Raw genomic sequence first — 12,298 nt, 5'->3', positions numbered from 1 at the left:
GGACCTACCCCCCTCGTGCTGTCGATCGGATGTGCGCGTGACGCCGGGCCGCCCGGCTCCCCCCGCCGGGCGGCCCGGGCGCCACGGGTCAGGCGGCGAGGCCGTCGAGCGCCGGTTGGTGGGCCACGCCGAGCGCGGTCTCCACCACCGCGACGAACTGTTCGGCGGCGCGCAGCAGGTCGTCGGCCTCCCGGGCGGTCACGACCCGCGGGATGCCGGCCTCGGCGGCGGCGCGCTTGCCGGCGCCCAGGGCGAAGAACCGGGCCCACTCGTCGAGCTCGGGGGCGACACCGGAGAGCAGGACCCAGACGCTGGTGATCCGGTTGCGCCGGGCCGGGGCGGGACGCGCCCGGGCGGCGAGCAGGGCCGCCGCCGCGCGCAGCGCTGCCAGGTGGGCGGCCGCGTAGCGGAGGCCGTCGGGGCGGGTCTGGGCGGCCTCGGCCAGCCCGTGGCGGGCCACCGCGAGAAGCTGGGCGGGGGTGCGGTGCGGCAGCACGTGCGCCGGCACCGTCGGTGCCTGAGCCGGGTTGGTCGGCATGGGACTGTCTCCTCCACGTGGCCGAGCCGCCCCTGAGGGCGGAGCTGGTCCGCCGGCGGACGCCGGGTCGAGTGGTGCGGAGGAAGACGCACCGGACGGGGGCCGGCCGGGTGTGGGCGCTTCCCCACACCACACCCGGCCGGCACAACCGGCGGGTTCGTCGCCCGCCGCCCGGGGGTCGTGGGCGGCGGGCGACGCTCCTGCCTGACGGGCCGGGCTCGCGACTGCCCGGGACCCAGGTGCGGCCCGCGGAGCCGCACCGCCCGGGACCGGCGCCGCGAAACACCGCCCCGGGCTGTTTGGAACGGGCGTTCGAGGCAATCGAACACTCGTTCTAACTACCGCTGACAGTACACCCTCCCTCCGACGAAAATGCAACGTGTGGCGCGCGGGGCGTCGGCCGACGTCCCGCGCGCCACGCCCTGCCGGCGTCGACTCCCGGCGCCCGCCGCCGCGGCCACGCGGCGTACGCCCGGAAGGTCCGGGCGGGGCGGCCGAGGATCCGGGTGGGGCGGCCGGGGATCCGGGTGGGGCGGCCGGGGATCCGGGGCACGCCGGCACGAGCGGCGTACCGGCGGGCGGTGCGACCGGAGTAACGACTGGCGGGCCTTACGGCCCTGACCGGGCGGCGGTAGCCTCCGCTCGTGACAACCCCCCGCCCCGCCCTCGGGGTCGCCATGGTGCTCGGCTCGGGAGCACTGTTCGCCGTCAACGGCACGGTCTCCAAACTGGTGCTCCGCGCCGGCCTGGACGCCCCGCAGCTCACCCTGCTGCGCGCCGTCGGCGCCGTCACCGGGCTGCTGGCCCTGAGCCTGCTGCTGCGCCCCGGGGCACGCCGGCTCCGGGTCACCCCCCGCCAACTGCCGCTGCTGATCGGGTACGGGCTGACCGGCTTCTTCGCCGTGCCGATGCTCTACTTCGTCGCCATCTCCCGGCTGCCGGTCGGGATCGGGCTGCTGTTCGAGTACACCGCCCCGCTGCTGGTCGCCCTCTGGGCCCGGTTCGGCCAGCGCCACCGCGTACGCCCGCGACTCTGGGCCGGGCTGGCGCTGAGCCTGCTCGGCCTCGGCTGCGTGGCCGAGGTGTGGGGCGAGCTGAAGCTGGACGGCCTCGGCGTGCTCGCCGGTCTCGGCGCCGCGGTGTTCCTCGCCGGCTACTACGTGCTCGGCTCGCACGGCGTGGCACGACGGGACACGCTGTCGCTGTGCACCTGGGCCTTCGGCGCCTCCGCCGTGGCGGGCCTGCTCACCCGCGCCGTCACCGTGGGCGCCGGCGGCTGGGAGCCGCTGGCCGCCGACACCGACCGGGGCGTGCCGGTGGCGCTGCTCTGCGGGTACGTGGTGGTGCTCGGCTCGATCGTGCCGTACCTGCTGGTCGCCGGGGCGATGCGGCACCTCCCGGCGACCAGCGTCGGGATCATCGGCATGGTCGAGCCGGTGCTCGCCTCGGCGGTCGCCTGGATCGTCCTCGGCACCGGCGAGGCGCTCAACACCGCCCAACTCACCGGCGGGCTCCTGGTGCTGGTCGGCGTCGCGCTGGCCGAGACGGCCCGGGTCGCCGCACCCCGGGCCGCCGCGCCGCCCGCGCCGGACGCCGTCGCCGTCCCCCGCTGAGCCGGCCGGAGCGGCCGGCCCGCGATGCCGACCGAACGCCGACCGGAGCGGCCGACCCCGCGATGCCGTGCCGACCACGCCCGCCCGAAAGCCGGCGTGGCCGGGTGAGCCGGCGGCGGGCGTACCGGGAAGAATGGCGGCATGCAGCCACACCCGAACGTACGGGCGGTGCAGGACGTACTCGACGCGGCGGACGCGCGGAACGGGTCCGGCGCGCCGAGCGCCGTCCGCCTGCTGCCCGACGCGGTCCACACCGCCGCGGCCGCCGCCGAGTCGCTCGGCGTCGGGGTCGGCCAGATCGCCAACTCGCTCGTCTTCGAGGCGGACGGCGCGCCGCTGCTGGTGCTCACCTCCGGCGCGCACCGGGTGGACACCGCCGGCCTGGCCGCGTCCATCGGGGTCACCCGGCTGCGCCGGGCCACCCCGGACTTCGTCCGCGCGCACACCGGGCAGGTCATCGGCGGGGTCGCCCCCGTCGGCCACCCGCGCCCGCTGCGCACCCTGGTCGACACCGCCCTCGAGCGGTACGACGAGGTCTGGGCGGCCGGCGGCGTGCCGCAGGCGGTCTTCCCCACCACGTACCGGGAACTGCTGCGGGTCACCGGCGGCACGCCGGCCGAGGTGGCGTGAGCGAGCGGAGCGAGCGAACCATCGGGCTCAGCAGCGTGGCGCCTCGCGCCGCCGTCGAGCGGAGCGAGGCGGTGGCGTGAGCGAGCGGAGCGAGCGAACCATCGGGCCCAGCAGCGGTACGGACGGCGCGGACGGCGTCCCGGGGCTGGTCACCCTGCACGTGTGGCGCACCTGCCCCGCCGCGCTGCCCCGGGCGCTGATCCGGATGGCGGTCGGGCCCCGCCGGCTGCGCGCGCTGCCCGGCGTACGGTTCGGCAAGCTGCTCGGCACCGGGACCGGCACCGGCTTCGGGCCGGGCGACGCCGACCTGACCCGGTGGGCGGCGCTCACCGTGTGGGACTCCCCCGCCGCGGCCGCCGGCTTCGACGACTCCCCGGTGGGGCGCGCCTGGGCACGGATCGCCCGCGCGGCCGTCCGGGTCGACCTGCGCCCGCTGAGCAGCCGGGGCGAGTGGTCGGGCCGCCGGCCGTTCGGCGAGCCGCCCGGCGGCCGGGCCACCGGCCCGGTGCTGGCCCTGACCCGGGCCCGGCTGCGCCCCCGGCGGGCGGTCACCTTCTGGCGGGCGGTCCCCCCGGTGGCCGCCGCGTTGCACACCGCGCCCGGCCTGCTGGCCCGGTTCGGCATCGGCGAGGCCCCGCTGGGCTGGCAGGGCACGGTGAGCGTGTGGCGTGACCCGGCGGACCTCGTGGCGTTCGCGTACCGTCACCCGGAGCACCGCGCCGCGATCATGCGAACCCCCACCGAGGGGTGGTACGCGGAGGAACTCTTCGCGCGATTCGAGGTGCGCGACGTGGTCGGTGACCGGGCGGTGCTGGGGTGGGTCGCGGACGGCGGCCCGGGAGCGGCGGAGGGTGCACGGTCATGAGGTTGGTGCGGTGGACGCCGGACGATCTCGTCCGACGGCTGGACGACGTGGTGACCGTCTACGGCGAGGCGATGGGGTACCGCACCGATCTGCTGGAGGCGCGGCGCGGCTACATCGCCACCCACGTACGCCGTCCCGGCTTCCGCGCCGTCGCCAGCCTGACCAGCGAGGGTCACCTGGCCGGCTTCGGCTACGGCTACCTCGGCGCGCCGGGGCAGTGGTGGCACGACCAGGTGTGGCGGGCGCTGGACGCCCCGGCCCGGCAGCGCTGGCTGACCGACTGCTTCGAGGTGGTGGAGTTGCACGTCCGGCCGCCCGCGCAGGGGCACGGCCTGGGCGCGGGGCAGCTGCGGGCCCTGCTCACCCTGGCGGAGGGGACGACCACCCTGCTCTCCACGCCGGAGGCCGACGAGCAGCGGTCCCGGGCCTGGCGGCTGTACCGCCGGTTCGGCTTCGTCGACGTCCTGCGCCACTTCCACTTCCCCGGCGACGAGCGCCCGTTCGGCGTGCTCGGCCGGGACCTGCCGCTGGCGCCGCCGGCGCCCGGCGGGGCCGGTCGGGCCGCGCCGTGACCCGGCGGCTGTCCTGGACGCTGCTGGCCGTGCTGGTGCTGGCGCAGATCTGCTACCCGCTGACCACCGGGGAGACCCGGGCCCGGCTGACCGTCGCCACGGTCGTGCTCGGCTACCTGCTCTCGGTCGGCCACGCGCTGCTCAGCCGGGGCCCGCGTACGGCGGCGGCGCTGGTCGCGGTGGCCACCGCCGGCGGGTTCGCCATCGAGGCGCTCGGCGTGGCCACCGGCTTCCCGTTCGGCAGCTACGACTACTCCGGCGAGCTGGGGCCGAAGCTGGCCGGGGTGCCGCTGGTCATCCCGCTGGCCTGGACGTGGATGGCCTGGCCGGCCTGGCTGGCCGCCACCCGGCTGACCGGTGGCGACGCCGGTGGCGGGCGGTTCCCCGGCCGGCGGGTCGCACTGGCCGCCGTCGGGCTGGCCGCCTGGGACCTCTTCCTCGACCCCCAGATGGTCGCCGAGGGCTACTGGGTCTGGCGGGACGCCACCCCCGCCCTGCCGGGGCTGCCCGGCATCCCGGTGAGCAACTACCTGGGCTGGCTGCTCTTCGCGGTGCTGATGATGGGCGCGCTGCGCCCGCTGGCCGGGCCCGCCGTCGGCGGCACCGACGAGCGGGACGGCCCGATGTTCGCGCTCTGGCTGTGGACGTACTTCTCCAGCGTGCTGGCCCACACGGTCTTCCTCGACCTGCCCGCCTCGGCACTGTGGGGCGCGGCCGGCATGGCGGTGGCCGCCGTGCCGCTGGCGGTGACGTTGGTGCGTTCCCGCCGCCCCGACGACCGGCCCGCGCCCCACCGGCCGCAGCGACCCGGCGTCGACGCGACGGCATGACCGCCGTCCTCGCGCTGCTGGCCGGCGTGGCCGCGCTGACCGCGCACACGCTGGTCAACGCCGGCCGCTGGCTGCGCCGCCCGACCGACCGGCCGGCGCCGGTCGCCGAGACCGTGGCGGTGCTGCTGCCGCTGCGCGACGAGGCCGGGCGGGTCGCCCCCTGCCTGCGCGCGCTGCTCGCCCAGCGGGGCGTGCCGGCGCTGCGCGTCGTGGTGCTCGACGACGGGTCGACCGACGGCACGGCGGAGGTGGTCCGCGCGGTGGCCGGCGACGATCCCCGGGTCACCCTCCTCGACGGGGTCGCCCCGCCGCCGGGCTGGCTGGGCAAGCCGCACGCCTGCTGGCAGTTGGCCACCCGCGCCGATCCCTCGGCGACCGTGCTGGTCTTCGTCGACGCCGACGTGGTGCTCGCCCCGGACGCGGTCGCGGCGGCGGTCACCGAGCTGCGCGCCGCGCGGGTGACGCTGCTGTCGCCGTACCCCCGGATCGTGGTGGCGACGGCGGCCGACCGGCTGGTCCAGCCGCTGTTGCAGTGGCTGTGGCTGACCTTCCTGCCGCTGCGGGCGATGGAGCGCTCGCCGCGGCCGTCGCTGGCCGCCGCCGGCGGGCAGTTCCTGGTGGTGGACCGGGCCGGCTACGACGCCGCCGGCGGGCACGCCGCGGTGGCCGAGAAGGTCCTGGAGGACATCGAGCTGGCCCGCGCGGTCAAGCGGGCCGGCGGCCGGATCGCCCTCGCCGACGGCTCGCGGCTGGCCGCCTGCCGGATGTACGAGGACTGGCCGCAGCTGCGCGACGGCTACTCGAAGTCGCTCTGGGCGACCTTCGGCCACCCGGGAGCCGCGGCCGCGGTGGTGACCCTGTTGCTCGTGCTCTACACCGCTCCCCCGCTGCTGGCGGTCGTCGCCCTGGCCGCCGGCGCGCCGACGGTGACCGCCGCGGCTCTCGCCGCCTACCTGCTCGGCGTCGCCGGACGGGTGGTCAGCGCCCGGGCGACCGGCGGCCGGTGGTGGCCCGACGCGCTGGCACACCCCGTGTCGGTCGTGGTCCTCGGTTGGCTGACCCTCCGGTCGTACCATCTGCGGAAGCGGCGTCGCCTGTCCTGGCGCGGCCGCCCCGTCACCTAGGGAGGCGCGGCATGGCGCGGATCGTGGTCGTCGGCGCCGGGGTGGGCGGACTGGCCACCGCCGCCCGGCTGGCCGCCACCGGGCACCAGGTCACCGTGCTCGAACGCGCGGACACGGTGGGCGGCAAGCTCGGCCGGTACGTCCACGACACCCCGGCCGGCCCGTTCCACTTCGACACCGGGCCGAGCCTGCTCACCCTGCCCGACGTCTTCCACGACCTGTTCGAGGCGACCGGCGCGAAGCTCGACGAGTACCTGGACCTGGTGCCGGTTGACCCCATCGTGCGGCACGTCTTCCCCGGCGGCGGCCCGGCCCTCGACTCGTGCGCCGACCCGACCGAGTTCGCCGCCCGGATCGGCACGGCCTTCGGCGACCGGGCCGCGGCGGACTGGCAGCGGCTGTGGCGCCGGGCCGCGCGGGTCTGGCAGGCGTCGCACCGGGACGTCCTGCGCCGCCCGATCGGCTCCCCGCTCGACCTGGCCGCGCTGTCCTGGCGGCTGGGTGACCTGGCCGCGATCGCCCCCGGCCGGACGCTGCGCGGGCTGGGCCGGCGGCACCTGTCCGACCCCCGGCTGCGGATGCTGCTCGACCGGTACGCCACCTACACCGGCGCCGACCCACGCCGGGCACCGGCCGCGCTGGTCGCCGTGCCGTACGCGGAACTGGCCTTCGGCGGCTGGTACCTGCGCGGCGGGCTGGGCACGCTCGCCGACGCGCTGCTGACCCGCTGCCTGGACCTCGGCGTGGTCGTGCAGACCGGCGCCACGGTCACCCGGATCGACGCCGCGGGCGGCCGGGTGCACGGCGTACGCCTGCGTGGCGTCACCGCGCCGGTCCCCGCCGACGTGGTGGTGGCCAACGTCGACGCGCTCACCCTCTACCGGGACCTGCTGCCCAGCCCGCGCCGGCTGGCCGGGCTGACCGACCGCAGCCTGGCCGGCTTCGTGCTGCTGCTCGGCGTCGCCGGGAGGTCGGGGCTGGCCCACCACACCGTGCTCTTCCCCCGCGACCACGACGCCGAGTTCGACGCGGTCTTCGGCCAGCCGGGGCGCGGCGTACGGGCCCGGCCGGCGGTGGACCCCACCGTCTTCGTCACCGTGGCCGACGACCCGATGGTCCGTCCGGCCGGCCACGAGGCGTGGTTCGTGCTGGTCAACGCGCCCCGGCACGGCACCGCCGCCGGCGCGGTCGACTGGCGCCGACCCGGCCTCGCCGAGGCGTACGCCGACCGGGTCCTCGACGTGCTGGCCGAGCGCGGCGTCGACGTGCGGGACCGGCTGGTGTTCCGGGAGGTCCGTACCCCGGCCGACCTGGACGACGCGACGGGCGCCCCGGGCGGGTCGATCTACGGCACCGCCGGCGGCCTGCTCCGCCCGGCCAACCGGGGCCCGGCGCACGGGCTCTGGCTGGTCGGCGGCTCCAGCCACCCCGGCGGCGGCCTGCCGATGGTGACGCTCTCCGCCCAGATCGTCGCCGACGAGATCGGCCCCGCCTGGTAGGACCGGCTGATGTGAGGAAGGGCACCTTCTTGACGCCTGAGGTAGAGGAAGGGCCCCTTCCTCACACCTCGGCAGCCGGTCAGAGATCGTCCGGACGGGCCGGGCGCACGGGGCGGCTGGGTGGACGCCCTGCTCTCCCGCGTCGCGACGGTCAGCCGGCGTCGATCAGGGCGCGGCGGACGGCGGAGAGGAGTTGGCCCAGCCCGAAGCCGGCCAGCAGCACCCAGACGGCGGTCGCCATGGTGATGGTGCCGGCCGCCAGGTCCGGCTCGATCAGCCCGGTCAGCCCGGCCAGCAGCAGCCCGACCAGGGCGACCGAGACCCGGGTGGGGCGCTCCCCCACGGTCACCGCGCCGATCTCCCGCATGCCGGCGGAGACCGCGCGGGCGCGCACGTACTCGTGCAGCCAGGAGAGCGCACCGGCGGTCGCGACGAGCGCCCCGGGCGCCCCGATCAGCCAGAACGCGGCCAGCCAGGCGACCTCTCCGAGCCGGTCGGCCAGCGAGTCGTAGACGTAGCCGAGCCGGGTCGTGCGGTTCGTGGCCACCGCCACCGCGCCGTCGACGCTGTCCGCCACCGCGGCGAGCAGCACGAACAGGGCCCCGAGGAAAGGGCCGTCCTGCGGCCGTACGGCGAACAGCGGCACGCAGGCGCAGAGCAGCACGCCGACCACGGTGACCGGCGTCGGGCCGACCCGCAGCCGGCCCAGCACGAACCCGACGTGGTAGGCGAACCGCAGCCAGGCGCGGACGACCGGGGCCGCCGCCCGGGGGTCGAAGCCCCCGTGCAGCCGGGCCCAGGCCGTGGCGTACTCGTCCCAGTTCAGTTGTGTGCCCACCACGGATCAACCGTCGCGACGGCGCTCAGGTGTCGCGGCATGTGCGGTCACACCCGCGCGCCGACCTGGAGGTTCTGCCAGACCTCGCGGGTGGCGGTGGAGCGGTTGAGGGTGATGAAGTGGATTCCCGGCACGCCCTCGTCGAGCAGCCGCCGGCACATCTCGCTGGCCTGCTCGATGCCGAGCCGGCGCACCGCCTCCGGGTCGTCGGCGACCGTCGAGAACCGCTCGGCCAGGGCCGGTGGGAAGGGCGCCCCGGAGAGCTGCACCGAACGCTCGATCGTGCCGATCTGGGTCACCGGCATCACGCCGGCCAGGATCGGGGTGTCGCAGCCGGCCGCGGCGACCCGGTCGCGCAGCCGCAGGTAGTCGTCGGCGTCGAAGAACATCTGGGTGATCGCGAACTCGGCGCCGGCCCGACACTTGCGGACGAAGTGCTCCGTGTCGCTGGCCACGTCGGGCGAGCGCGGGTGCTTGTACGGGAACGCCGCCACCCCCACGCTGAAGTCGCCGGCGTCGCGCACCAGGCGGACCAGCTCCTCGGCGTAGAGCACGCCCTCGGGGTGGCGGACCCACTCGCCGCCCGGGTTGCCCGGCGGGTCGCCCCGCACGGCGAGCACGTTGCGCACCCCGACCCCGGCGAGCCGGCCGATGACGTGGCGCAGCTCGGCGACGGAGTGGTCGACCGCGGTCAGGTGGGCCATCGGCAGCAGGGTCGTCTCGGTGGCGATCCGCTCGGTGACCGCGACCGTGGTGTCGCGGGTCGACCCGCCCGCGCCGTAGGTGATCGAGACGAACGAGGGACGCAACGACTCCAGCTCGCGGATCGCCTGCCACAGCAGCCGCTCGCCCTGCTCGGTCTTCGGCGGGAAGAACTCGAACGAGAAGGTCGGCTGGCGGTCACGGATCAGCTCCCCGATCGCCGGCTGCGGGTTGGGGAGGACCGAGGGAAGACCGAGCGCCACCCCACGACTCTAGCGGGCGGGGCACGCCGCGCCGGAGACCTTCCCACGACCGGGGACGCCGGCCCACGCGGGCCGACGCCCACCTCACCGCGCGGCCGGGGCCGGGGCCGGGGCCGGGGCCGGGGCCGGGGCCGGGGCCGGAAAGCGTCGTACCCCCGGAGTAGTCATGGTGCAGCGCGGGGCGGGCCGGCCGGAGGTCGACCTGTCGGGGGCACGCGCGGGGGTCAGCCGTCCACCCGGTGACACGGGTCCCGTCCGGGCCTGCGTCGCCGCCCGCGCCGACGCCCCGGAGGACCGATGACGCCACCCCCACCCGGCCCGCAGCTGCTCGGGCCGCTGCTCGCCCAGCTCCGGCTGGCCCGGGGCTGGAGCCAGTCGCGGCTCGCGGTCGAGCTCTGCGCCGCCTCCGGGGTGCCGACGCTCAGCCGGCACGAGGTCTCCCGGTGGGAACGGCACCTGCGCGTCCCCGGCGAGTTCTGGCTCGGCTGGCTCGCCGTCGTCCTCGCGGTGTCACTCGATCTGCTGGCCGACGCAGCGGCCCGCACCCGGCGCCTCGGTCCGCCGCCGTCCTTCGGCGGGTCCCGGTCCCGGGCGGCGCTGCTCGCCCTGGCCGAGCGCTGGCTGGTCGACCCGCGCGCCGCGCTGCTGCCCGGCCCGCCCGCCCGGCCGACCGACGACCGGGGCGACCCCGAAACCAGCCCCGCCCGGCCACCCGCCCAGCCGGTACCGCTGGCGGAGCTGCGCCGGCTCGACGACCTGGCCGGTGGGGCCGACCTGGCCGGGCTCGGGGCGTACCGGCTGGGGCGGGCGGTGCGGGCGCTGGCCGGGTGCGGGCCGGCCGCCCGCCACCGGCTGCTGCCCGAGCTGGCCGAGTCGGCCCAGCTCGCCGGCTGGCTCGCCGCCGATGCCGGGGACGTGGCCGGCGCGCTGGACGCCTACCGGTTGGCGCTGCGCGCCGCCGCGACCGCCGGTGACCCGGCGTTAGCCGGGCACGTGCTCGGCTCGGCCAGCCACCTGCTCGCCGGCGCGGGCGACCCGGAGGGCGCGCTGGTGCTGGCCCGCACGGCGTACGCCGGGGCGCGGCCGTGGGCCACCCCCGGCCTGCGCGCCCTGCTGCTGCACCGGGTGGCGCTGGCCGCGGCGGTCGGGGGTCGGGCCGGGGCGGCGCGGCAGGCGCTCGGGGCGGCCCGCCGCGTGACCGGCGCGCCGGAGCCGGGCCGGGAGCCGCCGTGGCTCTACTGGCTCGACGGCCCGGAGCTGGCGGCGATGACCGGGCGCACACTGGTCGCGTTGGGCCGGCCGCGCCCGGCCGAGGCGCCGCTGCACGCCGTCCGGCAGCCCGGTCGCCCGCGCACCTCGGCGATCTACGGCGGCTGGCTCGCCCGCGGCTATCTCCAGCTCGGCGAGGTGGAGCGGGCCTGCGCCGTGGCCGGCGAGGCGCTGCTCGACGCGGTCCGCGCCGGGTCGCCCCGGGCGCTGGGCAACCTGGCCGAGGTGCGCCGGTGGCTGGCCAGGCACGGCGACGAGCCGGCCGTCCGGCGCCACCGGGCGCTGGTGGCGACGGCCGGCCCGTTCCTGCCCCGTCCTGGGGCGCCGCCCGGTCCGGGCGGCCGGCGGGGTGGTCCGGCGACGCGCGCGGCGCGTCGGGCCCCGGCGGTGCGACGGGGCCGATCCCGACCGGATAGCGTCGTGGGGTGACCTACGCTGCTCCCGTTTCCCCGGTCGACCGTGCCGGGCTGCGTCAACGGATCGACAAGGCTCTGGCCGAGTTCCTGGCTGGCCAGCGCACCTGGATGACCGGCGTCGACGACGCCCTGGCGCCGGTCGCCGAGGCGATCGAGGCGTTCGTGCTGGGCGGTGGCAAGCGGCTGCGGCCGGCGTTCGCCTACTGGGGCTACCGGGGTGCCGGCGGCGTGGACTCCGACCAGGTGGTCAGCGCTCTCGCGGCGCTGGAGTTCGTGCAGGCCAGCGCGTTGATCCACGACGACCTGATGGACCGCTCCGACACCCGGCGCGGGGAGCCGGCGGTGCACCGCCGGTTCGCGGCCCGGCACCAGGCGGCCGGCTGGGGCGGCGACGCGAACGGCTTCGGCGACGCCGCGGCCATCCTGCTGGGCGATCTCTGCCTGGTCTGGTCGGACGGGCTGCTGCACTCCTCCGGGCTGGATCCGCACACGGTCGCCCGTGCCCGGCCCGTATTCGACGAGATGCGCACGGAGGTCACCGTCGGCCAGTACCTCGACGTGCTGACCCAGGCCACGGGCGACACCTCGCTGGAGCGGGCCGGCAAGGTCGCCCGCTACAAGTCGGCGAAGTACACGGTCGAGCGGCCCGTGCTGCTCGGCGCCGCGCTGGCCGACGCGCCGGCCGGGGTCCTGGCGGCGTACTCCGGGTACGGGCTGCCGTTGGGCGAGGCGTTCCAGCTCCGCGACGACGTGCTGGGGGTGTTCGGCGACCCGGTCCAGACCGGCAAACCCGCCGGCGACGACCTGCGCGAGGGCAAGCGGACCTATCTGGTGGCGGCGGCCTTGGAGGCGACGGACGAGGCGGGCCGCGAGCTGCTGCTCGGCGCGCTCGGCGATCCGGGGCTGGACGAGACCGGGGTCGCCCGGCTGCGAGAGTTGATCAGCGACAGCGGCGCGCTGGCGCGTACCGAGCAGCGGATCACCGCGCTGACCGACACCGCGCTGGCCGCGCTGGCCACGGTCGACCTGGACACCGAGGCCCGGCAGGCCCTGGTCGACCTGGCCATCGCCGCCACCCGCCGCACGGACTGACCACGCCCCCCGGCGCCACCCCCACCCCACGCCGCCCTCCCCTCCCC

Annotated in this window: 12 protein-coding genes; 9 read left to right on the top strand and 3 right to left on the bottom strand. The window is 77.4% G+C overall.

All coding sequences use genetic code 11. The annotated features are described in order from the left end of the window. Window positions 1-88: 88 nt before the first annotated feature. Window positions 89-538, bottom strand: coding sequence for an SAV_6107 family HEPN domain-containing protein (locus ACFY23_RS08010; protein WP_350685685.1), 450 nt, complete (start codon window positions 536-538; stop codon window positions 89-91). Window positions 539-1,182: 644 nt separating this feature from the next. On the opposite strand from ACFY23_RS08010, the gene ACFY23_RS08005 reads away from it, so the two are divergent. From ACFY23_RS08005 to ACFY23_RS07975, 7 genes are all read left to right on the top strand, one after another. Beyond that, window positions 1,183-2,151: an EamA family transporter gene (locus tag ACFY23_RS08005; protein ID WP_350685687.1), complete on the top strand. Its 969-nt coding sequence runs from the start codon at window positions 1,183-1,185 to the stop codon at window positions 2,149-2,151. Between the two features lie 141 nt (window positions 2,152-2,292). After that, entirely contained in the window at window positions 2,293-2,781 is a 489-nt protein-coding gene (locus ACFY23_RS08000; RefSeq protein WP_350685688.1) for a YbaK/EbsC family protein, read from the top strand. A gap of 100 nt (window positions 2,782-2,881) precedes the next feature. Continuing rightward, window positions 2,882-3,646 (top strand): monooxygenase, encoded by a 765-nt coding sequence (locus ACFY23_RS07995; RefSeq protein ID WP_350685698.1) that lies wholly within the window; start codon window positions 2,882-2,884, stop codon window positions 3,644-3,646. After that, window positions 3,643-4,218: a GNAT family N-acetyltransferase gene (locus tag ACFY23_RS07990; RefSeq protein ID WP_350685689.1), complete on the top strand. Its 576-nt coding sequence runs from the start codon at window positions 3,643-3,645 to the stop codon at window positions 4,216-4,218. Before ACFY23_RS07995 ends, ACFY23_RS07990 begins: the two co-directional genes overlap by 4 nt. Further along, window positions 4,215-5,048 (top strand): carotenoid biosynthesis protein, encoded by an 834-nt coding sequence (locus ACFY23_RS07985; protein ID WP_350685691.1) that lies wholly within the window; start codon window positions 4,215-4,217, stop codon window positions 5,046-5,048. The genes ACFY23_RS07990 and ACFY23_RS07985 overlap by 4 nt, the downstream gene beginning before the upstream one ends. Next, window positions 5,045-6,172, top strand: coding sequence for a glycosyltransferase family 2 protein (locus tag ACFY23_RS07980; RefSeq protein WP_350685693.1), 1,128 nt, complete (start codon window positions 5,045-5,047; stop codon window positions 6,170-6,172). Before ACFY23_RS07985 ends, ACFY23_RS07980 begins: the two co-directional genes overlap by 4 nt. A gap of 11 nt (window positions 6,173-6,183) precedes the next feature. Continuing rightward, entirely contained in the window at window positions 6,184-7,671 is a 1,488-nt protein-coding gene (locus ACFY23_RS07975) for a phytoene desaturase family protein (protein WP_350819052.1), read from the top strand. 151 nt (window positions 7,672-7,822) lie between these two features. Here ACFY23_RS07975 and ACFY23_RS07970 read toward each other — a convergent pair whose 3' ends face one another. Then, window positions 7,823-8,512 (bottom strand): CDP-alcohol phosphatidyltransferase family protein, encoded by a 690-nt coding sequence (locus ACFY23_RS07970; RefSeq protein WP_350685695.1) that lies wholly within the window; start codon window positions 8,510-8,512, stop codon window positions 7,823-7,825. 44 nt (window positions 8,513-8,556) lie between these two features. After that, window positions 8,557-9,474, bottom strand: coding sequence for a methylenetetrahydrofolate reductase [NAD(P)H] (gene metF, locus ACFY23_RS07965; RefSeq protein ID WP_350685696.1), 918 nt, complete (start codon window positions 9,472-9,474; stop codon window positions 8,557-8,559). A 297-nt stretch (window positions 9,475-9,771) separates the two neighbouring features. Here metF and ACFY23_RS07960 point away from each other — a divergent pair, with 297 nt between their 5' ends. Next, window positions 9,772-11,172, top strand: a complete 1,401-nt coding sequence (locus ACFY23_RS07960) for a transcriptional regulator (protein WP_350819053.1) — start codon at window positions 9,772-9,774, stop codon at window positions 11,170-11,172. Continuing rightward, a complete protein-coding gene (locus tag ACFY23_RS07955; protein ID WP_350687142.1) occupies window positions 11,169-12,251 on the top strand; it encodes a polyprenyl synthetase family protein in 1,083 nt (360 codons plus the stop codon). The genes ACFY23_RS07960 and ACFY23_RS07955 overlap by 4 nt, the downstream gene beginning before the upstream one ends. The last annotated feature ends 47 nt before the right edge of the window (window positions 12,252-12,298 follow it).

Source organism: Micromonospora sp. NPDC000121 (assembly GCF_042899165.1).
Classification (GTDB): Bacteria; Actinomycetota; Actinomycetes; order Mycobacteriales; family Micromonosporaceae; genus Micromonospora.
This window is presented reverse-complemented; position numbering and strand designations above follow the sequence as displayed.